This window comes from Neisseria sp. HMSC055H02, assembly GCF_001813335.1.
Taxonomy (GTDB): Bacteria; Pseudomonadota; Gammaproteobacteria; order Burkholderiales; family Neisseriaceae; genus Neisseria; species Neisseria sicca_C.
This window is the reverse complement of record NZ_KV812063.1, coordinates 9684-31141: the sequence shown is the minus strand read 5'-3', so window position 1 is coordinate 31141 and position 21458 is coordinate 9684. Positions and strand designations below refer to the sequence as shown.

The 21458-nt window shown below is 50.7% G+C and carries 32 protein-coding genes and 2 tRNA genes; 24 read left to right on the top strand and 10 right to left on the bottom strand.

Annotated elements, in window-relative coordinates; genetic code table 11:
• Nucleotides 1-284: 284 nt before the first annotated feature.
• From HMPREF2907_RS00825 to HMPREF2907_RS11430, 3 genes are read right to left on the bottom strand one after another with little or no spacing between them, the layout of a single operon-like run.
• On the bottom strand, nucleotides 285-923 hold the full coding sequence (locus HMPREF2907_RS00825) for a TerB family tellurite resistance protein (protein WP_070679159.1): 639 nt from the start codon (nucleotides 921-923) through the stop codon (nucleotides 285-287).
• Nucleotides 924-1490, bottom strand: a complete 567-nt coding sequence (locus HMPREF2907_RS00820) for a hypothetical protein (protein ID WP_070679158.1) — start codon at nucleotides 1488-1490, stop codon at nucleotides 924-926.
• Between the two features lie 13 nt (nucleotides 1491-1503).
• On the bottom strand, nucleotides 1504-2178 hold the full coding sequence (locus HMPREF2907_RS11430) for a S24 family peptidase (protein ID WP_168165186.1): 675 nt from the start codon (nucleotides 2176-2178) through the stop codon (nucleotides 1504-1506).
• Between the two features lie 142 nt (nucleotides 2179-2320).
• On the opposite strand from HMPREF2907_RS11430, the gene HMPREF2907_RS11425 reads away from it, so the two are divergent.
• The 3 genes from HMPREF2907_RS11425 to HMPREF2907_RS12345 all read left to right on the top strand — a co-directional run bounded on the left by HMPREF2907_RS11425 (nucleotide 2321) and on the right by HMPREF2907_RS12345 (nucleotide 3411).
• The gene (locus tag HMPREF2907_RS11425; RefSeq protein WP_083310626.1) at nucleotides 2321-2536 is read left to right on the top strand and encodes a transcriptional regulator; all 216 of its coding nucleotides are present in this window, start codon (nucleotides 2321-2323) and stop codon (nucleotides 2534-2536) included.
• Nucleotides 2533-2862 carry a hypothetical protein gene (locus tag HMPREF2907_RS00810; protein ID WP_070679156.1) on the top strand — a complete coding sequence of 110 codons (330 nt, stop codon included), beginning with the start codon at nucleotides 2533-2535 and terminating at the stop codon, nucleotides 2860-2862. The genes HMPREF2907_RS11425 and HMPREF2907_RS00810 overlap by 4 nt, the downstream gene beginning before the upstream one ends.
• A 99-nt stretch (nucleotides 2863-2961) precedes the next feature.
• Nucleotides 2962-3411 (top strand): hypothetical protein, encoded by a 450-nt coding sequence (locus HMPREF2907_RS12345; protein ID WP_141754379.1) that lies wholly within the window; start codon nucleotides 2962-2964, stop codon nucleotides 3409-3411.
• 174 nt (nucleotides 3412-3585) lie between these two features.
• Here the strand turns inward: HMPREF2907_RS12345 and HMPREF2907_RS00800 are convergent, their stop codons facing one another.
• Nucleotides 3586-3846: a hypothetical protein gene (locus HMPREF2907_RS00800; protein ID WP_070679154.1), complete on the bottom strand. Its 261-nt coding sequence runs from the start codon at nucleotides 3844-3846 to the stop codon at nucleotides 3586-3588.
• A 108-nt stretch (nucleotides 3847-3954) separates the two neighbouring features.
• On the opposite strand from HMPREF2907_RS00800, the gene HMPREF2907_RS00795 reads away from it, so the two are divergent.
• From HMPREF2907_RS00795 to HMPREF2907_RS13385, 5 genes are read left to right on the top strand one after another with little or no spacing between them, the layout of a single operon-like run.
• A complete protein-coding gene (locus HMPREF2907_RS00795) occupies nucleotides 3955-4227 on the top strand; it encodes a type II toxin -antitoxin system TacA 1-like antitoxin (RefSeq protein ID WP_070679153.1) in 273 nt (90 codons plus the stop codon).
• Entirely contained in the window at nucleotides 4205-4507 is a 303-nt protein-coding gene (locus HMPREF2907_RS00790; RefSeq protein ID WP_083310625.1) for an ogr/Delta-like zinc finger family protein, read from the top strand. Before HMPREF2907_RS00795 ends, HMPREF2907_RS00790 begins: the two co-directional genes overlap by 23 nt.
• A 12-nt stretch (nucleotides 4508-4519) precedes the next feature.
• Nucleotides 4520-4987, top strand: a complete 468-nt coding sequence (locus HMPREF2907_RS00785) for a hypothetical protein (RefSeq protein ID WP_070679151.1) — start codon at nucleotides 4520-4522, stop codon at nucleotides 4985-4987.
• Nucleotides 4988-5010: 23 nt separating this feature from the next.
• Nucleotides 5011-5205 carry a hypothetical protein gene (locus HMPREF2907_RS00780; protein ID WP_070679150.1) on the top strand — a complete coding sequence of 65 codons (195 nt, stop codon included), beginning with the start codon at nucleotides 5011-5013 and terminating at the stop codon, nucleotides 5203-5205.
• The gene (locus HMPREF2907_RS13385; RefSeq protein WP_265511154.1) at nucleotides 5202-5336 is read left to right on the top strand and encodes a hypothetical protein; all 135 of its coding nucleotides are present in this window, start codon (nucleotides 5202-5204) and stop codon (nucleotides 5334-5336) included. Before HMPREF2907_RS00780 ends, HMPREF2907_RS13385 begins: the two co-directional genes overlap by 4 nt.
• Nucleotides 5337-5496: 160 nt before the next feature.
• On the opposite strand, the gene HMPREF2907_RS00775 is transcribed toward HMPREF2907_RS13385, so the two are convergent.
• Complete coding sequence (locus HMPREF2907_RS00775; RefSeq protein ID WP_141754377.1) at nucleotides 5497-6024, bottom strand: hypothetical protein; 528 nt, start codon at nucleotides 6022-6024, stop codon at nucleotides 5497-5499.
• A gap of 84 nt (nucleotides 6025-6108) precedes the next feature.
• Here HMPREF2907_RS00775 and HMPREF2907_RS00770 point away from each other — a divergent pair, with 84 nt between their 5' ends.
• The 3 genes from HMPREF2907_RS00770 to HMPREF2907_RS00760 are packed head-to-tail and all read left to right on the top strand — an operon-like array spanning nucleotide 6109 to nucleotide 9731.
• The gene (locus HMPREF2907_RS00770) at nucleotides 6109-8466 is read left to right on the top strand and encodes a replication endonuclease (RefSeq protein WP_070679148.1); all 2358 of its coding nucleotides are present in this window, start codon (nucleotides 6109-6111) and stop codon (nucleotides 8464-8466) included.
• A gap of 20 nt (nucleotides 8467-8486) precedes the next feature.
• On the top strand, nucleotides 8487-8681 hold the full coding sequence (locus tag HMPREF2907_RS00765; RefSeq protein WP_045074460.1) for a hypothetical protein: 195 nt from the start codon (nucleotides 8487-8489) through the stop codon (nucleotides 8679-8681).
• 3 nt (nucleotides 8682-8684) lie between these two features.
• Nucleotides 8685-9731, top strand: coding sequence for a DNA cytosine methyltransferase (locus HMPREF2907_RS00760; protein WP_070679147.1), 1047 nt, complete (start codon nucleotides 8685-8687; stop codon nucleotides 9729-9731).
• A 33-nt stretch (nucleotides 9732-9764) separates the two neighbouring features.
• Here HMPREF2907_RS00760 and HMPREF2907_RS00755 read toward each other — a convergent pair whose 3' ends face one another.
• Both HMPREF2907_RS00755 and HMPREF2907_RS00750 read right to left on the bottom strand, forming a co-directional pair.
• Nucleotides 9765-10781 (bottom strand): phage portal protein, encoded by a 1017-nt coding sequence (locus HMPREF2907_RS00755; RefSeq protein WP_070679146.1) that lies wholly within the window; start codon nucleotides 10779-10781, stop codon nucleotides 9765-9767.
• Between the two features lie 9 nt (nucleotides 10782-10790).
• Nucleotides 10791-12617, bottom strand: coding sequence for a terminase large subunit domain-containing protein (locus HMPREF2907_RS00750; protein WP_070679145.1), 1827 nt, complete (start codon nucleotides 12615-12617; stop codon nucleotides 10791-10793).
• Between the two features lie 155 nt (nucleotides 12618-12772).
• Between HMPREF2907_RS00750 and HMPREF2907_RS00745 the strand changes: the two genes are divergently transcribed.
• The 13 genes from HMPREF2907_RS00745 to HMPREF2907_RS00685 all read left to right on the top strand — a co-directional run bounded on the left by HMPREF2907_RS00745 (nucleotide 12773) and on the right by HMPREF2907_RS00685 (nucleotide 19446).
• Nucleotides 12773-13576, top strand: coding sequence for a GPO family capsid scaffolding protein (locus HMPREF2907_RS00745; protein ID WP_070679144.1), 804 nt, complete (start codon nucleotides 12773-12775; stop codon nucleotides 13574-13576).
• Between the two features lie 19 nt (nucleotides 13577-13595).
• Nucleotides 13596-14603, top strand: coding sequence for a phage major capsid protein, P2 family (locus HMPREF2907_RS00740; protein ID WP_070679143.1), 1008 nt, complete (start codon nucleotides 13596-13598; stop codon nucleotides 14601-14603).
• 107 nt (nucleotides 14604-14710) lie between these two features.
• A complete protein-coding gene (gpM, locus tag HMPREF2907_RS00735; protein ID WP_070679142.1) occupies nucleotides 14711-15370 on the top strand; it encodes a phage terminase small subunit in 660 nt (219 codons plus the stop codon).
• Nucleotides 15371-15509: 139 nt separating this feature from the next.
• Nucleotides 15510-15995 (top strand): head completion/stabilization protein, encoded by a 486-nt coding sequence (locus tag HMPREF2907_RS00730; RefSeq protein ID WP_246830760.1) that lies wholly within the window; start codon nucleotides 15510-15512, stop codon nucleotides 15993-15995.
• A gap of 1 nt (nucleotide 15996) precedes the next feature.
• Nucleotides 15997-16209 (top strand): tail protein X, encoded by a 213-nt coding sequence (locus HMPREF2907_RS00725; protein WP_070679141.1) that lies wholly within the window; start codon nucleotides 15997-15999, stop codon nucleotides 16207-16209.
• A 6-nt stretch (nucleotides 16210-16215) separates the two neighbouring features.
• Nucleotides 16216-16584, top strand: coding sequence for a putative holin (locus HMPREF2907_RS00720; protein ID WP_070679140.1), 369 nt, complete (start codon nucleotides 16216-16218; stop codon nucleotides 16582-16584).
• Nucleotides 16581-16955, top strand: a complete 375-nt coding sequence (locus tag HMPREF2907_RS00715; protein WP_070679139.1) for a phage holin family protein — start codon at nucleotides 16581-16583, stop codon at nucleotides 16953-16955. Before HMPREF2907_RS00720 ends, HMPREF2907_RS00715 begins: the two co-directional genes overlap by 4 nt.
• Before the next feature lie 10 nt (nucleotides 16956-16965).
• Nucleotides 16966-17505, top strand: coding sequence for a TIGR02594 family protein (locus tag HMPREF2907_RS00710; protein WP_070679138.1), 540 nt, complete (start codon nucleotides 16966-16968; stop codon nucleotides 17503-17505).
• Between the two features lie 13 nt (nucleotides 17506-17518).
• Nucleotides 17519-17833, top strand: a complete 315-nt coding sequence (locus tag HMPREF2907_RS00705; protein ID WP_045074435.1) for a twin transmembrane helix small protein — start codon at nucleotides 17519-17521, stop codon at nucleotides 17831-17833.
• Between the two features lie 53 nt (nucleotides 17834-17886).
• Nucleotides 17887-18144 carry an Rz1-like lysis system protein LysC gene (lysC, locus tag HMPREF2907_RS00700; protein WP_070679137.1) on the top strand — a complete coding sequence of 86 codons (258 nt, stop codon included), beginning with the start codon at nucleotides 17887-17889 and terminating at the stop codon, nucleotides 18142-18144.
• On the top strand, nucleotides 18141-18359 hold the full coding sequence (locus HMPREF2907_RS00695; RefSeq protein ID WP_070679136.1) for a TraR/DksA C4-type zinc finger protein: 219 nt from the start codon (nucleotides 18141-18143) through the stop codon (nucleotides 18357-18359). Before lysC ends, HMPREF2907_RS00695 begins: the two co-directional genes overlap by 4 nt.
• 12 nt (nucleotides 18360-18371) lie before the next feature.
• Nucleotides 18372-18785 carry a phage tail protein gene (locus HMPREF2907_RS00690; protein ID WP_070679135.1) on the top strand — a complete coding sequence of 138 codons (414 nt, stop codon included), beginning with the start codon at nucleotides 18372-18374 and terminating at the stop codon, nucleotides 18783-18785.
• Nucleotides 18786-18834: 49 nt separating this feature from the next.
• Nucleotides 18835-19446: a phage virion morphogenesis protein gene (locus HMPREF2907_RS00685; protein ID WP_070679134.1), complete on the top strand. Its 612-nt coding sequence runs from the start codon at nucleotides 18835-18837 to the stop codon at nucleotides 19444-19446.
• A gap of 295 nt (nucleotides 19447-19741) precedes the next feature.
• Here HMPREF2907_RS00685 and HMPREF2907_RS00680 read toward each other — a convergent pair whose 3' ends face one another.
• The 3 genes from HMPREF2907_RS00680 to HMPREF2907_RS00670 form a co-directional block, all read right to left on the bottom strand.
• Nucleotides 19742-20953 (bottom strand): tyrosine-type recombinase/integrase, encoded by a 1212-nt coding sequence (locus HMPREF2907_RS00680; protein ID WP_070679133.1) that lies wholly within the window; start codon nucleotides 20951-20953, stop codon nucleotides 19742-19744.
• 168 nt (nucleotides 20954-21121) lie between these two features.
• Nucleotides 21122-21212: transfer RNA gene (locus tag HMPREF2907_RS00675), tRNA-Ser, on the bottom strand.
• Nucleotides 21213-21306: 94 nt separating this feature from the next.
• Nucleotides 21307-21393, bottom strand: a tRNA-Leu gene (locus HMPREF2907_RS00670).
• Nucleotides 21394-21458: the final 65 nt, after the last annotated feature.

Below are 21458 nucleotides of genomic sequence, written 5' to 3'. Positions count from 1 at the left end.
TTTAAGTTAATTACAATTGTTTTTTTACCATTGTCAAATCATAAATATTCCGAAAATCCAGCGGCAAAACCCTTCAAAATTTACCGTGTACCGTCAAACCGCTGAATTCGTTCGGGCTGACGACAGAGTACGATTTCAGGTAACTCGGATTGGGTAGCCACCCTGCCGCTTGTCTCAAAATCCCGACAAATGCCATGCGCCGCGGACTTTGCCGCAGATGGTTAGTTTTTCCAGCTTGTCGTTTTCGATGGTTTCGGTGCGGTATAGCGGGTTGTTGTTGATGTTCATGCCACTACCCCAAACAACCTTTCCAATTTTGCCAAATGATCCGTTTCCTCCGCAGTTACCTTTCTGTCCGCCTTGGCAACACCGCCGGCATATTCCAAAACCGCCTCCCTCCATTCGGGGAAACGCTGGTTAATGGCACGGATGGCAAAAGAAAAATCCATAGAATCCGGCACGGCCCAAGACTTCATGACGCCAAGCGAATAAGCAAGGAAATCATCGCCCATTTCCGATTTGTCCGTCAGCCATTGCGCGATATACCGCTGTTCGGACGGCGCATATCTCCCATCGCAGTAGGCGATATAGACCAACACATCCACAATTGGCTTCATGTCTCGCACAAAAAAATCCATCTGACGCTCCGGTGCGCGGTCGTAACGCGCCTTGAGATGTCGGAGGAAATGTTCGGGCTTGACTACTTCGCCCGTCTCCAAGTCCACCAGTCCGATGATGCCGCTGTATTTGAATGTCCTGACCATTTTCCGTGCATGGCAGAACGCGCGGATATAGCCGTCGCTGTCGAGCGCGAAGGCGCGCACGTCGATGATGCGGCGGCTGGATATGCCGTCTGTGTTGATATAGTCCATCTCGAAGCTGCCGCCCACGGGCAGAATGGCGAAGTCTGATTTTTTAGTCATTTAAAAACGCCTTCCGTCGGATAAAGTAACCCAGCCGCCCCAGACATCTTTCATTTTTCCGATGGCGGAGCGGGCGGGGAATATATCGCCAATCGTGGCAATGGCAACGCTGCCCGATACGGCAAGTGCTTCTTCCAGCAGGTTGGGTGATTGGGCTTTGGCTTGATGCAGCAGTGCTTCAAATTCTGCCAGTGTGGTTGCTGCGGGCAGTCTGTTAAGGATGTCCTTTAATGCAGGGTAGTGTTTTTTTATCTGCTGTTCGCGGTCGGCGAGCAGCTTTTCAGCCTGTTTGACCGATTCAGGTTTTTCCGGTGCGGGATTTTGGGCGGTTTCGGATTTTTTGACGGCGGCGACAAATGCGGCGACGGTATCTTCCGCATTCCTGGCTTCGATTTGGGCGGATAGCGTGTCTATATTCAGGCAGCGCAGCATCCAGTCTTCGACTTCGCGCCGTTCACGCCAGTCCAGTTTGCCCGTCTTTGACCATCCGATGTAGAGGATGGCAGATAAAAGCGCACGATGTCGGGCGGCAAATTCGGCGGCTTGGTTTTTAAAGTTGTTTGTCATGATTATTCCTTTTTCAAATATCCCGGAAATCCAGCGGCAGGACTTTCCAGAATTTGCCGTGTACGGTCAGCTCGCCGAATTCGTCGGGCTCGATGACGAAGTCGGATTTGCTGTACACGGGGTTGTCGCTGATGACGTGGATGACGCCGGCTTTGCCGCGCGAGAGGCGTTTGAGGTAGGTGTAGCCTTGGAAGGTGAAGAGATAGACGCCGCCGGTTTCGAAGGTATCGATGTCGGTGCGGATGAGGGTGATGGATTTTTTGGGAATGGTCGGCTCCATGCTGTCGCCGTCGGGGGCGAGCAGCTTCACGCCTTTGAGGTTGTCTGTGCCGAGCAGGTCTTTGAGTGCGGCTTTGGGGATTTCGAGCGAGTGCAGCAGCACAGGGCAATCGGGGTTGAGCCTGCCGTGTCCGCAACTGGCGGATACGTCGAAAAGGTCAAGACGCACCAAGTCGTCTGAAGGGTCGTCTGAAAGGGTTTCAGACGACCTTATTATTTCAGGTATATTTTCTCTACTATCAAGCCAGCCCCTTGGTAAATTTAAAGAAGTTTCAATTTGAGAAGCGATTGCATCGCCTATTGGTTTCACTCCGGTAATCCAATGACTGACTTGTGCAGGTTTTTTTCCTATGGCATCTGCAAAATTCTTTTGTTTGCCGTCATACATTTCTGAAATAAGCGTTTTCACGCGCGACACCCTAGACATAAAAAATCTACCTTTTAAAAACAATCGAGTATAAATATATACCAAAAGTAATATACTTTGGGTATTGCCTTACGTTTTATCTTGGGTATAATTAAGTTATCTAAGGTAAACAAAGAGACGAAAAATGAATGAAGCGATCGAGAAAGCGGCTGAGTATTTCGGCAGTGCCACACGATTGGCAAGAGCGGTAGGAGTATCACAACCAAGCGTAGTGAAATGGAAAAACGGCGGCGGCATGGATGTCCGCCACGCACTCAAAATCGAAGACCTGACCGAAGGACGAGTTACCGCCCGCCAAATTTCAGACGGCATCAACCCCAATCAAGGAGCAGAAAAATGACTGAAGAGCAAAAACCGCCCGCAGAGCAGGCGATTCGGGGTTTCGAATGGAAGGACTTTTGGGCGGTATATAGCGTAATGGTCGGTGCTGCCGAAAAGGGAGATAGGGAAACTATAAGGAAATGCCTTTTTTTGCAGCAAGCTCTTTTAGCACATCTCGCACCTCAGGCATGGTCAGAGCCAAATTCTTTATCACGCGCGGCTTTTGAGGCTCACGCAGATCAAACTCTTCGATGCCTCGAAGCATTATTAGACGACCAGCAGGATCGTATGGATATTCGTCAAAACGAGCAAGCAAACCAAGAATTTCCTGCTGAAGCGCAATAAGTTCGTCCACATTGTATTTTTTAGGCATTTGTTTATCCCAAAGATGATGAATAGGAAAACAAATTATAGACGACATCAACCCAATCAAGGAGCAGAAAGATGACAGCAATGAAAAAGCCCGCACGAAGCGGGCAGGAAAAGTCGGGAATCATCGAAATCAGTATAAGCGAACTGCGCTACCTGATGGCATATGCGGCAATGGCTGCGAATGCGTCGGACGAAGTCCGCAAGGGGCTGATTGATGAAGTTCAAGAATGGGCTATTTCCCGTCTGGACGAAAAGACAGAAGGGTATCCAGCCACTCGAGAGCCTGAGCCGCCTGTTGGTCTTCATCAAGATAAAACGGCTCGTCCAGAAGAAAATCCCGAGCTTCGTCAGATTGAATCAAAGGCGCGACGGCTGAGCGTATGGACGCTGAATTCCCTCCACAGTCGCGCCAAATGTATTCAAGAAATGCAGCGTTTAGAAGCTCTAGTCCTTCAAGCTCGGCAATCTGATTCTGAAGTATATCAATCTGATTCTGTGCGGCTTGTAATTGAGATTCGATAGTCATGATGTTTCTCCGTTGAAATTTTAACAATGCGAATCGGATTTTAACGGAAAAAATCAACACCACCCAACCTGAATTAAGGAACAGAAAAATGAAAGCAATGAAAAAGCCCGCACGACGCGGGCAGATGGAAAAGACATTAAAGATGATTGCCGAAATCGGCAAATCAATGACTATTGAGGAATTGGCGAAGATAGGTCGAACAGTCCGTTGTCCAAGTCGTCGATCGTCTTCTGTATAAGTTCGGCAATGTCGCCTTGTGAGCGGGACTGTTGAAGAATCAGCAGCCCACGCATTGGATTAAGCCCGAGAGGATACTTTTTTAAAACCGTCAGGGCTGCCGACAAAGCGATCTGATATTGATGGTGTTCGATAAAGAGCTGATATAGCTCGTTTTCATCATCAAGTAATGAATTGAATTCTTCTTCAAACATAGTTTCTCCGTTTACGGTTACTGGAAATGACATTGTAACGTGAGTGATGACAAAGCGGAAAGACGCTTGACCCGCCGGACAGTCGGCATCAACCAAAAAGGAAACGTCATGTGCCAATACTGTATTCACAAAATCGAAGACCATCGCGCCGCCGATGTGTATCCCGCCGCGCCGCGCGCGCCGTTCGGCGTGATTGAAATCGAAGCCTACGGCGAAGAGTTGGATTTACTCGAGCAGGCTGCCTTTGCCTCCGGCAAGTCTTTGTCTGCATTCGCCGCCGAGGCTGCGCTGGAATACGCGGAAATGTATCTGCGTGCGTTTGAGGCGGCATCGGCAGACCTGAAACGGAGTAGCGAAAATGACGCAACGCAACATCAGTAAGGCGGAACACGGAAATATGCGGGTACAGATTACCTGCCCTTGCTGCGGCAGCCGCTGCAAGGTAACGGCGAGTCGGAAGATGACAGACCGCGTCCGTTATAGCTCGGTGCAATGCTTGAATGCTTCATGCGGTTGGTCGGGCGTGGCGGCGACGGAAGTCATCAAAACCATCTCCCCGCCCAGTCCGCTGCATCAAAATCCCGCCTTGATACCGCCGCAGATGACGGCGGATGAAATCCGGGAACAACACGGCGAAAGCAGTCAGAAAAATTTGTTGTAAAGGGAAAGAAAAATGAACGGCGAAATCGTCCCGAAATGGGGATTCTCAGGGCGGCAGTCGCGTCTTTTCAAGACTAAAGCCCATGCTTATGCAATTCGAAATATCGGTGAAACGTTGGCAAGCAGTAAAACCAAAAACGCAAAAATCATGAACGGCTTGGAGCGCGACGCGCTCTTGGAACGAAATGCAGGCCGTCAGCCATTGGCGGCTTACAACGATGCGGAAGTCGTCAGAAGTTGGCTGGTTACGCCGGAGCAAAGCAAGGCTCTGGAAGACAGTCAGAAGTTGATAAAGGAAATCGCCCGACTGAGCAATATGCTGAATCAGCAAAACGTAGTGTACAGCTTGGGCTTGCCGATTCTCCAGCTTTCCGAAGCCTCCCGACAGCTTGAAGCCATCGACGAAAAAATAGCCCGCGCCGCCTACGCCGGCAGAAAAATGAAAGTAAACCCTGTTTCAGACGACCTTAAGGCTGCCTGAACCCGACCCGACAAGGAAATATCATGAAAATCAAAATCCGCTACATCATCCTCGCCCTGATGCTCGCCGCCTCGTCTTTTATGCTCGGTTCGACACACGGAAACATACCGAATCCGCCGCAAACGCTGCCTGAAACGGACGTTGTACGCGCTTACGAATCGCCGACATTCGACCACATGGGCGGCGACGCTGAAATTCCTCAGGAGGTGGGGCAATGAGCATCATCGCAGTCATCGGCATTGTTTTCGCCGCCGCGCTCGCTGCTTGGCTCTATGTAGATTACAAAATCGAGCAGAAAAAGCTGGACGCGGAAATCGAAGAAAGAATTCAGGACTATTTTAAGCATTGAGATGAAACCATGCAGATATATGAAACCGACCAGTACATATGGTGCGATACCGGTAATCGACTGATGGTATCCGAGCCTGAATGTTCAGACCGCATGGTTGAAGAATTTGATATGGAGTTGGGCGAAGTTGGAAGTATCCGATTTCGCCACCTGGCAACAATTAGAGGCCGCCGGATATATCAAGCAGTTTCACTAAATCCGCGCCCTTGTCCAAAGCGAACTCAATCAATCGGGACGATAACCGCTTTAACCCCTCCTCCGGCAGAGAGCGAATAATTTTAAGCAGTGTTTCTTTTTGACCGGTCGGAATGTCTGCCTTATCTATTTTCAGGGCGACCAGTTCCCGCAGGGTTTCCGCATCCAGCCTGACCGTAACTACCCCTAAAACCGCAGAAAGACCGCCGTCTTCGGCAAGGAAATCAAAAGCCTTTTCGGTCGGTTTCACATAATCGATGGAATACGCCCCGCTTAAGAAGCGGGTAAGTTTGAAGTTGACCAGTCCGTGCATTTCCAAATACATCAGATTGCCGTCTGTTTCATCCTCGCCGTATTCGGCGCGTAAGGTATGAAGGAAATTTGGTGGAGGGTCTTGGGGGAAGCACTCTGTCAGGACAGACAATATTTTTCTTTGAAGTTCGCGATTGAGCTTCATTTCATTTCTCCGGGAAGGTTGTTTAGGAGCTTCCATTCTAACGGAGCAAAGACAAAGCGGACAGACGCTTGACTACTCGGACAGACGGGTATTTCAGACGACCTTTTACAGGAAAAAATCATGGGCAATATCAGCAATAACGTTATTAAAGGCAAGGCGGCGCAGCAAGACTACGCCGCCAAAGCCTTTTTGCTGATTCCGCCCGTGTTGCGTGAGGGATTTGAAAGCCTGAAACCTGCCGAAGCGTCAAAAGCGCGCTCGTTCTTTACCGATTTAGTCGTCCGTCAGTTGGACAGCGGCATTCAGCCCGCCGCCGCGCGTGTCCGCGCCGAAGACGGTCTGAAAACCTTGCTCGACAATCTGACCATTCTGCCGCCTGCCGTCCGTTCGGCAGGTTTGGACGCTTCGGACGACGACATCCGTGTCCTCGCCGAGGCTGCCGCCAAAGATATTTATTTCAAGAAACGTATCGGCTGGAGTCTCGCCGGTCTGATCCATTATGCTGCTTCCGAATACGGCATCGATACCAAAAAAGTATTCAAGGACAAAATCCCCGAAGCGATTGAGGCTCGTCTGAAAGCTCCGAAGTTTTGGCGTCGACAGCTTCGCCGCATTTTCGCGCGCGCCGCCGAACGCTACCGCCGCGAGGCTGGCTTTGTGTCCCGCAAAACGGGACTTTATGCCTCTGATGAAGCGGTATTCCGCCGTTTGGCGCAAAAGCGTCGCAATCTTGCCATGCTGCAAACCATGATTGCGATTAATGAGCTGGGGCAAGAGTTCACGCTCGAGGCTTTGTCTGAAGTCTCTGTATCCAATCCCGCCCTGCGCCGCGCCGAATTGATGGTGCGTATTCGCGGCTTCGAGGAAATCGCCCGCCTGAAAAACCACGTCGGCGAATTCTTTACGATTACCTGCCCGTCCCGTATGCACCGTATGCACCACTTCGGCAAGCCGAACGAGAAATTCAGCGGAGAAACGCCGTCGCAGGCGCAGGCTTACTTGAATAAAGTATGGGGTCGTATCAATGCGGAATTAGGTCGCCTGAAAATCAAAATCTACGGCTTCCGCGTTGCCGAGCCGCATCACGACGGTACGCCGCACTGGCACGGGCTTGTCTTCATGGAAGAGCAACACCGCCTTACCTTCCGCCGCGTCGTGGCGAAACACGCCTGTCGTGAAAACCGCGAAGAGCTGGGTTTGAAATACTTGGCGACGGCAAAAGAAGCGGACGCGGAAGCCCGCCGAATCCAATCGAAAATCCGTGAAGAACAAGGCAGCGCGCCTACGCTCGCCGCCATCCGCGCCGGTCTGAAAACCGAGGCGAAATTCTGGGCATCCAAATATTTTAAATTTTGGAAGGAAACCCCCGCCTCTGCCCGCGTTGACTTTGAAGCCATCAACTGGGCGCGCGGCTCGGCTGCCGGTTATATCGCCAAATATATCGCCAAAAACATCGACGGTAAAAGTCAAAGCGGCGAAGGCTTGGGCGTTGACTATGAGTCTGACGCGCTGTTGAGCATGGCGGAAACCGCCGTCCGCGTGGACGCATGGGCAAGTCATCACGGTATCCGCCAGTTCCAGCAAATCGGCGGCTGCCCCGTTACCATCTGGCGCGAACTGCGCCGAATCAACCCAGACGCTTCGGACGACCTTTTAATGCTCGCCCAACAGGCTGCCGACATGGGCGACTGGATGCGTTTTACCGTCCTTTTGGGCGGCGAGTCCGTATCGCGCAAAAACGTCCGTCTCGGACTGTACCGCGAAGAGGCGAAAGAGCCGAACTGCTACGGCGAAATCCCTGCTGACCGCATCATGGGCGTTTACGAAAAAGCCACCGGACGCGTCGAAATTTCGCGCGTCCATTCGTGGGTTTTGAAAAAAAACGGCGGCACCGCCGCCGCTTGGACTTGTGTCAATAACTCTACGAAAATGAAATTCGACCCCGAATCTGCACAAAAATTAAGCAGACGTCCAGCCGCCGCAACCCTGACCGACCTTGAAAAAACCGAAGCCGCAGAATGGCTTATTTGGAAACACGGTTTTTCGGTGCAAAACGCCGTCGGTTTGGCAAACGCCGGATTAAGCCCGGAACTGGAAAACGAATATCAAAAAGACATGATTGATATGGCCAGCATCGAAGAGCTGGGATACATGAGCCGCGAAACACGCGAAAAAATCGAGGAAGCGGCGAAAGATACCGCGATCCGTGGCGAAGCCGCCCGAAAAGAACAGCGAAACTACCGCGAATACATCCACGGCATCGAGAAACTGCGCCGTCCGCTCGTCAGTGGACTGACCCCGAAAGAACCTGTTTTTGACTTCGCCGCCATCAGAGCCGCCGACGAAGCCAATATCCGCGCGAAGACGGTCCGCTACGAAAAACCGCAATACGACACCGTCGAAAGCGTCCTCGAATCCGCCCGCGCCGCCCGTGAAGCGTCGCTGGCAATGAATAAAAAATTGATTAATCGAAACTGACCAACCGGAAAGGAATAAAAATGGGCGAATACATTACCCTAGATGAAGTGAAGAAACTATGGACGATCCCGGGCAAAAAGCCGCCGTCCACGACAACCATTTGGGCGCGCCGCCGGGCGGGGCTGATACCGCAGCCGAAGTTGGTGGGACGGGACAACCTCTACAAGCGGGAGGAAGTAATCAGAATGCGGGACGAGTATTTATACAAGGATTAATAAATGGTTTTGAGGTACGGCAGCGTTTGCAGCGGAATTGAAGCGGTATCCGTAGCGTGGCAGGGGATGGGATTTGAACCGGCATGGTTCTCGGAAATAGAGCCATTCCAATGCGCCGTCTTGGCACACCACTACCCAAGCGTCCCGAACTATGGCGACATGACGACGTTACCGGAGCGGATTTTGTCAGGCGAAATTGAAGCACCTGATATTTTGGTCGGCGGGACACCTTGCCAGGCTTTTTCGGTTGCCGGCTTAAGAAACAGCCTAAATGACGAACGCGGAAACCTGACGCTTGTTTTTGTAAGGATTTTAAATGCAATTAACACTATTCGAAGACGCTACGGACTGCCCGACGCAGTTGTACTGTGGGAAAACGTCCCCGGCGTTTTATCAACACGAGACAACGCCTTCGGATGTTTTTTGGCAGCTTTGCTTGGCGAGTCCAAAGAGCTTGTCCCAACAAGGGGCAGATGGACGGGTGCAGGTATTGTGCGTTCGGACGAGTGCGAAATCGCATGGCGAATCTTGGATGCCCAATATTTCGGAGTCCCCCAACGCCGCCGAAGAGTGTTCCTTGTGGCAGGTAGTCGAAACAGACGTGTCGCCGAAATACTATTTGAGCAACCGGGCGAAAGCAGGGATTTTAAAAAGGGCGAAACATCGGAAGAAGAATCTTCCGCCTTTATTGAAAGCAGCTTTGGAACATATCGAGAATCCGATGTCGGCGGCACAGTAAAAAGAACAGGTGGCGCGCTGTCTGGTGGTAGTGAAACTTTATTAGTTTCAAAAATTGGAGCAACGTTAAGCACTAGATGGGGCGTTAACTCAGACCAAATTTGTAACGGAAATTGCATTATAAATTATCCAAAAGTACGAAAACTAACTCCAATTGAATGCGAAAGGCTGCAAGGATTCCCAGATAACTACACAAAGATTCCTTGGCGCAACAAGACCGTAGAACAATGCCCAGATACACAAAGATACATGGCAATCGGAAACAGTATGGCAGTTCCAGTCATGCGATGGATTGGAGATAGAATAAAGTAAAAGGTCGTCTGAAATATTTCAGACGACCTTTTCCTATTTCCCAACTGTTGCCAACGTGTACGGCTTAAATCTAAACACTTCCGCGCCGAATGCGTCGTTGGCTTCAAGAAACGCCGCCTGTATCGGCTCGATTTCATTCGCAGCGAACACTTCCGCCGCTGTTCGGGCATCACCCAATCCGCCCGCCGCCGTCGGGACGACCCCCATCAATGACGGTGGGACGCGATGTATCGTCAGCATATCTTGGGCGGACACGTTTTTAATATTAAGGAAATCGTCTTTGGCGGCAACCTCTGAAATCGGAATCAGTTTGATACCTTCAGGTTTACCGTCAGGCGAGCGCAAAAAGACATTGCGGAAATTGCCTTCGCGTTGCGCTTTTTTAAATTGGTCCTTGAGATTGTTCCAATCGTCGTTATTCATATTGTTGTCGGTTGCGTACACGATAAAGCCTGCATGGCTGCCGTTGTCGTAGTAGCGGCGTCGGAAGGTCGTCGCCGAGCGGTTAAGCTCCGCCGAACTTAAGCCCGCCAAATATTCGGGGATGCCGTAAACTTCCTGCACCAAATCGGGCTGCATCAGATGGATAACGTCGGATTTTGGGATAAAGTCAGCCGTCGCGATGACGTGCGAACGCAGATAGAAGTAACCGTCTTTTTCGTATTTTTTAGACGACCGACGCATATAGACGGACAGGCGGTTTTTGAATCCCAAGACCTTGCCGAAGCGGTTGCGCTCCGCCGACAGATAACCATTGCCGGTGACTAGGAAATTAAAAGCCAGCTTTTTGAATTCGGCGCGGCTCAAAAGCGCAGTCGGCTCAAAGGTGGAGGTTAAGACATTTAGTTTGCAATGCAGCGCGGACGAATGATGTACGCCGACACGCAGCAATCCGATCAAGTCCTCTTGATTGACGGGCAGTTCGTAGTAATGGCCGTTGTCGGCGCATTCCCACGCCGCGCCGAGCCAAGACAAACGCTCGTCGTAGCCCCAACTGAAAATCTCTAAATCTGTGCGTGGTTCATTGCCTGTCGAATTTAAATCAGACATAAAAATCCTTTAACTATCAATCTCAAAACGTCCGCTGACAACATTGTCCAGCGGCTCTTGATAAAACAACATCATCGCTGCCCAAGCCAAGTCGCCATGACTGGCGGCTTTGCTGCGCGTCGATTCGTAAGTGATGTTTCGTCCGCTGGCAGTAATTGCGCGGCGGACGGACATAAACGCCATCTGCAAATCGATTTTGCCCGCGTCCCACTCGATACGTTTGTTTTTGAGCAGATTCTGCGTTTTTAAAACCATCATCCCTTTAATATCGGGTGTGTAGGTCATGCCGATGGCGGGCGGATAGAATTTTTTAACAAGGTCGTACACCGCCGCGCCGATACCGTTTGCGTCGATGACGATTTTGGTAACGTTGAATTTCTCGGTCATGCTGCGAATGATTTTTGCCTGAGATTCAAAATCCGCCCCATTAATCATGTGTGTTTCTAAAATTCGGAATGGCTCGCCGTTGCGTTGCGGCGGAACAGCGACCACCAAGCCGGACGCGTCGCCGGTATAGCTCGGGTCGTAGCCTATCCATACAGGGATATTCCCAGCGGGACGCATCATGTCAGGTTTGTACCAAGTCCAATCCCACGATTCGACGCCGCAGGCTTGCAGGTCGGCAAAATGAAACACGCCTTCGCCGTCCGGGACGAATTGACATTCAAAGAGCTGCGCGAACTTGTCGGGCGAGTTGCGCTGGCGAAGGTAATTAATATCGAAGAGGTTGCAGCCTGATTCCTGCGCATCATGAATCGTGACGATTTGCCGCCATTGCGCGTCGGCATCCTGACGACCGTGTTTTAAAGCGGCGTGGCTCAAATCGAGCTTGATATGCTCTCTTCTAGGACGCCCTTCGTTAAACATCGCGCCCGACCAAAAACCATAAGCGGGGTGGCCTTCGGATGACGGCGTGGAGAAATAGGTCGTTTTCAGGTGCTTTTGACTCGCCATCGGCTCGGCCAGCGTTTGCAACCGCTCGAAATCGGGAATCCAGAAATATTCGTCGACATACAAGTTGCCGTTGCGACCTTGTGCCGTCCGTGAATTGGTGCCTAAAAAATGCAGTTCCGCGCCGTTATGCAGCGAGATCGTATCTCCGCCTTTTAGCTCGACATCGACCATCTTGCAGAGGTTGAGGATGTATTGCTTAAACTGATACGCCTGCGCGCGGGACGCGGATAGGAAAATGGAGTTAATGCCCGTTTTTAGGCTGGTCAAGAAGGCTTCGCGGGCAAAATAGAAAGTCGCGCCGATTTGGCGGCTTTTTAAGATATTACGGAATCGGTGCGTCCGGTAAATCTCGCCCCAATACCGCTGATAATCGAAACATTGTTCCTCAAAAATCTCAATCATGCGCTGTTGTTGCTCCGGCGCGATATAGTTTTTCGGCGGTTTTTCGACGGAGCGGGTGCGGCTGCGCTCGGTGCGCTCGGTATGTTCACGCGGCGGGCGGTCTATGGTCGGCACGCTGTCAAAAGGCGGCTTGTCTGCGCCGTCAAAGCGGTTGTCCTTCGGCATTTCCGATTTTTCAGACGACCTTTTACCCTCCCCGACCATCAGTGCGGAAAGTTGGCGCATCTCTTTGTAAACGCCGTCTGATTTGTTGGGCAGGTTAACGAGTTGGATTAGGCGCGCTTCGATGGATGACGCGACTCGCTGCATCGGCGTCCCGCCGTCCCAGTTTTCCCGTTGCTTCCAAGAATGCACCGTGGCGGGCTTCAGCCCCAAATGCCGCCCGATGGCGGTAATCTTCCAGCCCTGCCAATAGAGCGACCGCGCCACTAGGCGCGGGTCTATATTCTGCGCGATTTCGATGTTTTGACGTTTTTCCATTAGTTCAAAAAATATCTTCAATTTTCCGATTTTCGGGCAAATCCGCCCGCGCCGCCCATTCGGCATGACTTGAAAATCACATGAAAAAACCCTGCTGCTTGCCTCGTTCCGCGCAAATGACAAAATAAAGCGGACAAACACCAAAGCAGGCAAAAATGGATAAATCCTCCAAATCAACCCAAGAAAAATTTAGCGACCGCTGGTTTTGCATCGGCAAATCAGGCGCAACCGTTGACGGACGCAACATCGAATCCGCCGACCTGATTGCCGCCGCTGCCGCCTATGACCCAGAGTTGTACGGCGCGCGCATCAATCTCGAACACTACCGCCCATACAGCCCAAAAAACGACTATTCAGGCTTGGGCGACGTCCTCGAACTCAAAGCCGAAACGACTGACGGCGTGACCCGTTTGTATGCCCGTATCGACCCGACTGAAAAAATGCTGGGCTACATCAAAGACCGCGAAAAAGTCTTCACGTCGATGGAGTTGATGAAGCCGTTCGGCGATACCGGCAAAGCCTATTTGGTTGGTCTAGCGATGACCGACTCGCCCGCATCGATGGGTACAACAATGCTCAAATTCCGACAAATCGCACCAGATGACCCCAATTTCACCGCCGCATACACACAAATGGAAAGTCAAAATATGCCCCAAGCCGAAAACCAACCGAAAACAGAGAAAAAAGGCATTTTTGCCGTCATTCATGACGCAATGTTCAGCAAAAAACCAGCCACCGAACAGCCAAGCCAAGAACCGCAAAAAATCGATTACAGCCAAGAAATTGCCGCCCTGAACAAGGAATTGGAGCAATCGGCGCAAATCACTGGAAAAATCGTCGAAGACTACGCGGCATTGCGACAAGAATTCGAGGCATTTAAAGCAAAAGTCGAATCGACTCCTGTCAATGCCGCCGCCGCGCACACCGGCGCGACAACCGTCGCAGATTCCGAATATTGATAACAAGTAAAGGCGAAAAATGCACCCATACATTCAGCAATACATCAATGCCGTCGCAAAAGCCAACGGCACAACCGCCGCAGGTATTGCGCGACAATTCAACGTACAGCCCGCCGTATCTCAAAAAATGCGCGAAGCGGTACGTCTGCAATCTACTTTCTTGCAGAAAATCAACATTATCAGCAAAACCGAAATTGCCGGTTCCATCATCGGTTTATCGACTGGTTTGAACGCCTCTCGTACCGATACAAAAAACGGCGACGGCAGCGTTCGCCGCCAACCCAAGCCATATCACAACCTGACCGACCGCCAGTATTTGTGCAAAAAAGTCAATTTTGACACTCAAGTCAGCTATGACGATATGGACTCTTGGAGCGCCCACCCCGAATACGTCAAGCTGATTAATAACCAGCTCGTCAAATCCAAAGCGTTAAGCCTGATTGCCATCGGCTTCAACGGCACGTCTGCCGCTGCGACCACCAACTTTGCAAGTAACCCGCTCTTGCAGGATGTACAAAAAGGCTGGTTGCAACACCTGCGCGAAAATGCAGCGACAAACGTCATGGGTGGAACTGCGAATGCAATTGAAATCGGTACAGGTAAACCGTACACCTCAATCGACCATCTCGTTACCGACGTGATGGAAAACCTGATTGACGAAGAGTTCCACGATATGCCGGGCATGACTGTTATCTGCCATCAATCTTTGTTGTCTGAAAAATACTTCGCAGTCATCAAAGAAGCAGGTAATAAGGCAAGTGAGCTGCGTCCAGCCGACATCATCATGAGCGAAAAACGCTTGGGCGGTCTGCCGGTCGTTACCGTGCCATATTTCCCGAAAAATACCCTGCTGGTTACGCCGCTGGAAAATCTGTCGATTTACTTCCACAAAGGCGGCCACCGCCGCCAATTGGTGGACGAGCCTGAATTTGACCGCATCGCAGACTACCAATCGGAAAACATCTGCTATGTCGTCGAAGAGTATGGCGCAGCGGCTTTGGTGGAAAACATCAAAATCGCCAAATAGCAATCAGGCGCAAATCGTCTGACTGTATCAAAGGTCGTCTGAAACGAGCTTCACCCCGTATGGGTTGCGGCGATTGAGTTTCAGACGACATCACAGAAAGAAAAATAATGACACCCGCCCAAGCACATAAACAACAAGTTTTGGCCGAGCAAGCCGCGCAAAACGGAGAGGACATCAATGCCGCCGAACCGTACCGACGCTTGCTGGCTACCCTCAACGCCGACCGTGCCGTATTGAGCCAAATCAAAGCGGTTTCCGATAAAGTCCAAGCCAAAAAAGGCATGATTTTGAAATATCTGCCGTGGCTCGAAGACGTGTACCAAGCAGGAGCGCCGTCTGAATCAGACCCTGTCTTTACCACTGCACTTTTGTGGCTGATTGACATTGGCGACCTCGATACTGCCGTGCCGTACATCCTGTTTGCCATCAAGCATGATATGAAGGTGCAAGACGACTACCGCCGCGACTTGCCTGACCTGTTGGTCGAAGAGTTGGCAGAGCAATTTGCCACCGGTGCCGATTTAAGTCCCGAAAATCATGCTGAATTACTCGCGCTCTTGAGCAGTACGGATGACGAGACAGGCATGCACACAATTAATCTGACGGACATAGTTCGTGCCAAATTTTTCAAAGCATGTGGCGAGCGCGCCGAAGAAGTCGGAGACGTGCAGGGTGCCGTAGGCTACTACGAATCCGCTTTGCAGTATTCCGACAAAATCGGCGTCAAATCCCGTATTGCCGCACTCAAAAAACAGCTTGAAAGCTGAAATCTTCCCCCCGCCGGGCGCAAGCCTGCGGAAAGTCCTCCCGATTAATCGCGGACGGCCTTATCCGTAAAAGCCTCTGCGCCTCTATTCCGAAGCCCGCCTGAACATCGGGCGGGCTTATTCAGTATGGATACAAAACATGACGATGGTTTTCGCCGATAACCCCGACCAAGGGCGGCAGGAATTCGACCAATCCGAAATCCGAAGCATTCCGTTTTTTCCCGTTATTGACTTAACAAACTTCCGCGAAGTCATGCGGATAGAGGCGAACATATCCAGTTCGCGCGTATATCACGCTGCCCTTGAAGCCGTCGCACATGTCAACGGACAGCTTAAAAAATACCGTATTTCAGCCGTTCAGGTAGGCAAATCCACGCTTGCCGAAACTGGCGATTCAGACGACGTTATCAACGGCGAGTCCGTGAAAACCATCCACTACCGCCGCGCCGTCTATTGCTATGCCAAATCCCTACTGTTGGAAAAATACGCGGATACGGAACCATCAGGGAAAGCGGGCGAACGTGCCGAAATGAAGCAAAGTCAGGCGGAGGACTACCGTCGCGAAGCCCACTACGCGACCGCCGCCGTCATGGGCGAAAGACGCTGCGATGCAGAATTAATCTGAAATGGAATACATAACGCAAGAAGGCGACACCGTCGCAAATATCGCATGGCGGCACTATGGCACATCAGCAAGGCATACCGAGCGCATCCTGACCGCGAATTACGGCTTGTCCGCCCACCCTGCCCTGCTGCCCGCCGGCATAAAAATAAGGCTGCACGAAGCCGCGCAAAACGAAGAAATACAAGAAAAATCCACCCTGAACCTATGGGATTGAAACGTTATGACCCACGATAAAACCACCACCGCCGTCAATGCCGCCGTTATCGTCATCGGAAGCTACCACGTCCACGCCTCCGTCGCGTTCGGCGCGCTAATCGGCGCATCCCTGTTTGTCCTAAGCCAAAAGGCAGAACGTCCGATCAATAAGGCTTGGTTGTTTGCCGTGTCCTTTGTTGGCGGTATTTTTGGTTACGACGGAGCGGAAGACATTGTTAACTGGCTGCTCCCGGGCGATGAGTTACACATCAATAGCTTTACTGCTGCCGCCCTCTTTTCTGCCGGTTTGGTATTGGGATTGCAGCGAATCATGCGCCTGATTGACCAAGGTCGTCTGAAAAACACGGAATTGGAAGAGGAAAAAGAGGTATGAATACCGTCCAAACCACCGCCATCATTGCTTTATCCCTGACCGCTGCCCTGAGAATCATCATGTTTGACGCGCGCGGCAAGACGCATAAGCCGTTGAGTGCGGCAATCGCCTATCTGTCTATCGTGTGGTTTTGCAGTCTCGCACTGGCCGCCGCCTTTGCCATCGAATCTCTCACAACATGGCTACTGATTTTCGGTCTCGCCCTGCACACGGGTGCAGTGTTATGGAGCGGCGGAAACGTCAGCAAAATTAACCCGAAAAAAACCCGACCTATCGCCGCAAATCAAGGATTTTTGAAACGACAGGCGGTAAGCCAGTCATCGAAAAACCTGATGCAAGAAGGTCGGACAACATCTGAAACACACAATTAAAGGAAAAAATATGACTGAATTGCCTTGGATGGCGGAAGCCCGCCGGCACCTCGGATTAAGAGAAATCGTCGGTGCGAAACATAACCCGATTATCCAGTCTTGGCTCAAAGAGATGGGAAACTTTCCCAATGCTGCAAAAGCGTGGTACGCAGACGACGAGACGCCTTGGTGCGGTCTGTTTGTCGGGTACTGTCTCGGCAAAAGCGGGCGCGCCGTCATCAAGGATTGGTATCGTGCAAAGGCATGGTCTGAAGCAGGTCTAACCAAGCTTTCTAAACCTGCCTATGGCTGTATCGCCGTGAAATCCCGCAAAGGCGGCGGCCATGTGTTTTTCGTTGGCGGCAAAAACGCCAAAGGGCAGATTATGGGATGGGGCGGTAATCAGGGCAATGCCGTATCAATCGTGCCGTTTAACGCCGCCGACATCGATGGCTGCTACTGGCCGTCTAAATTGGTTGATGGTAAGCCGGTTAAATCGTTCCCGTCAGAGGAGCGTTATAACCTGCCCATCGTTACCGGCACTGCGGCAGCAGGCGTGAGCGAAGCCTAGAAAGGGAGATGATATGAAAACAGCTATTGTTGTTGTCGTGTCTTATATCCTGACCGTTGCCGTCCTCGGATATGGCTTGATGTACATGCGAAAAAGCAATAAGGCACTGACACAAACAGTCGCCGCGCAGGAAGCCGCCATCAAATCAAAAGACGCAACAATCAGGATTTATAAAGCCCGCGCCCAAAGCTTGCAAGAGCAGGTAAACCAAATCATGAAGGTGCAGGCTGAAAAAAACAGCCAAGTCGAAGCAGCACTGACTAAGCATCATGAATGGTCGTCTGAAAAACTGCCCGAAGATGTAGCCAAAACCATCAATAAAAAATAACAGCGGGGCGCATGATTGCGCCCTTTTAAACATCAAACTATGAAAGATAAAACATGAAACGTCTCTCTGTTCTCGTCGCAGCCATTGCCCTTACTGCCTGCACCCATAATCCGCCGGTATCTGTACAGGCTGCCGAGTCATGCCCGCCGGTGCCGAAGTGTGAAGCCTACCCGCCCGAAGAGATTACAACCAATGCGGACATGGTTCGCGCCTTGATTGCCTATCGCTCGGCGTTTGAACAATGCCGCCTCTATCGCGACGCTTTGTCAGCCTGCCTCAAAGGCGATGAAGAAGGGAAAGCTACACCATGACCGACATCATTGACCAAGCCTGCGACTTAGAGCAAAAAATGCGCGAATTCTGGCTGTTGCGCCAAAGGGAACAAGAATCCGCCGCGCCATCCGCCCAAGAGTGTGAAGAGTGCGGTGAAATCATCCCCGAAGCGCGTCGAGAAGCAGTACCGGGTTGCCGTTTATGTATTGACTGCCAACGCATCGAAGAACAGCGACAGCGGTTTACAAAATAAGGTCGTCTGAAAATGGAAAAACCAAAAAGCCTGCGTCTTGCCATACAGGAAACGTTGCCGGAGTTTAAAGCCGCCCCTGACCGTCTGCGTATGACGGTTTTGTCGGGGCAGATTATTCCGAAACGAAATACATTGAGTTATGAAGCGAAGTACACGCTCAATATTTTTATTCAGGAGTTCCATCGCGATCCTGCGTATCTTTTTTTGATTGTGAACAAGTGGTTGCAAGAGAATCAGCCGGATATTTTATGTCCGGGTGCGGACGCATCATCACGCGCCTTTATTTTCGAGGCTGAACCGATAGAGTCGGATGTGTGGGATGTGATGATAGAGCTTAAATTGTCAGAGACCGTCATCGCCGGACTTGATGATAATGGTTTGGTTACATACAAAGTCAAGACAGAGCCGCCGCGCCCCGTTTCTTAAACAGATAAAGGACGCATATGCGTCCTTTGCTTAAAGTGCAAGAGGAAATATGGAAGAACTGGAAGCACTCGCCGCCCAAATCGAACATTTGGTGCTAAAGATTCAGCCGTCTGCCCGTGCCAAACTTATGCGCAATATCGCGACGGAGTTACGCAGCCGCACCAGAAACCGCATTAAAGCAAATATCGAGCCTGACGGAAATCCGATGGCTAAACGCCAAGGCGACCGTTTCGCTTTCCGACGCTTACGGGATGGAGAGGAACTACACCGTCGTCCGTTTCGTTTTTTTGGAGAAAAATACGGAGATAGTTACACTGGACGCATTGCATATAGTCGTACGGAAAAAGGAAATGAATTGGTACGGTTCGAGGGCGAGCGCGGACTGTTAGGATTTCGGCGCGAATATTTGTACCTGAAAACGCCGACAATATCCCGTATGGTAATGTTCCGACGTCTTGGTGCCGCCCGCTGGCTGCGTCAAAAGGCAGATGCCAACCGCGCGCAAATTGGCTGGTTCGGCGGTTCGGCAGCAGCCATTGCCACCGAACACGAAGACGGTAATTCGCGCAAAAACCTCCCATCGCGCCTGTTATTGGGATTGCCGAAAGAGGATTTGCAGTACATCACAGACCAGTTATTAAAAGCCTTGAAAATCGATTGAAAAAAGCCGTCTGAAACAAATCAGACGGCTTTATTATTGTATTTTAAAGACGGCGCATAAATCAGCATGAAAATGCATAATCTTGCATAAAAACGCATAAAAAACCAGTACCCCAAAAAAGCCGAAAACCCCATGAAACATAAGGATTCCCGCCTACCCTATCGCTGCATAAAAAAACACACCCACACAGAGTCCGCGCGGTGGGAGGGGGAGCGCGCGCCGCCCGTCGTCGCAGGGGCGGCAACACAAAAAAAGGTCGTCTGAAATGTTTCAGACGACCACATAGCGAATAACGTCATTTAGTGCGATAACGGTCACGAAGAACCATGACATCGCGCCCTAAGTTCTCGAGCATCTCCAGCCGCTCGTCTAAAAGTTCGGAGCGATCATAGGCGCGTTCTGTTTTATCGGATATCCCGTGAGAAAGTAGCATCTCTCCGACATCTCTGCGGATTTTATAAACTTCGCGCAGGTATGTTCGCGCCAAACTTCGGAGACCGTGCGCCGTTGTGTTAAGTCCCATCTTGGAGCGTAGTTTTATTCGGACAGTTTCGGAGGACATGGGTTTAGCGAATCCCGCGCCCTCAAACAAATAAATACCGTTCACATTAAGGCGGAGCGCCTCGAAATAAATAGTTTTCAAAGCCGAACTCAATGGAACAATATGCGGGCGTGTCTTCATTCGTTCGATAGGTATTTCCCAAATGCCTGCCTTGAGATTTATTTCTGACAGCCTAGTTCCTGCCGCTTCCGACGGGCGCGTCATGCTCAACAGTTGCCAGTAAATTAAAAGCCGCGCTCGATCTCCAATATCTTTTGACGTTTCGAGGCGTTCAACTAAAAGGGGGAGTTGGTCAAATCGCAAAGCATCGAAATGACGTTCGGGCGGTTTGTCAAAAACCTGCTTGCCGATGACCGTAACAGGATTCGAAGGGATAGAGCCGTCAGCAACAAAATAATCAAACATCAGACCTAAGTTACCTTTTACCCGCCGCAGATACTCCAACGCCTGCCGCTGCTCCATCTTGCGCAACACCGCGACAACTTCCGCCGTCGTGATTGACCGAATATCGCGCCCCTTGAATGTCGGCAAGACATTAAGCTCAATCGCAGCCAAGACCTGCTCCGCATAACGGGGATTCTTCCCCGTCCCCTGTTTGCCCCCAGACTTGCGCCATTTGTCAAACCACCGCGCCAAACAATTTTCAAACCGATATGCTGCGGCTACGTCGTCTGAAATCAATTTGGGATTTATGCCATTTTTAATTTTAGACAACATCTCCTCCCGCCAAGTGCGAGCATCTGCTAACCCGAAGCGGGGGAAAAGTCCTAAAGTCATCGTGTCCATTTTCCCATCGGCTCGGCGGTATTGTAGCCGCCAAGATTTAGTACCGGACGGCAAAACCCATAAAGCCAGCCCGCCGCCGTCGGAAAGTTTATAAACCTTGTCTTTGGGTTTGGCGGTTTTGATTTGAGACAAGCTCAAAGGCGTTACGATTTTAGGCATGTGTTACTCCTTGTTGATAACACATAAAATACCATAAAAAAATCAAAAGAATCTGTATGTACTAGAAATAGATTTAAAACATACAAATATAAAAAATGGCTAAGTCTTTGATAACTTAGCCATTTATATATAGATTTAAAAGTGATGAAAAACTTTTAAAAAAGTAATTGGCAGAGAGGAAGGGATTCGAACCCTCGATACGCTATTCACGTATACACGCTTTCCAGGCGTGCGACTTAAACCACTCATCCACCTCTCTGTGGAATCAAACATATTTTGTTGTCTGATATTGTAGCTTAATCAGACAAATAAATCTATTCAATAAAAAATCCGGATAAGCCGGATAATTGATTTGGTGCCCAGGAGAAGACTCGAACTTCCACGCCCGTGAGGACACTAGCACCTGAAGCTAGCGCGTCTACCAATTCCGCCACCTGGGCAATTAGGATGGATAAGCAAAGCGGCGACCAAAAGGTTTGGTGCCCAGGAGAAGACTCGAACTTCC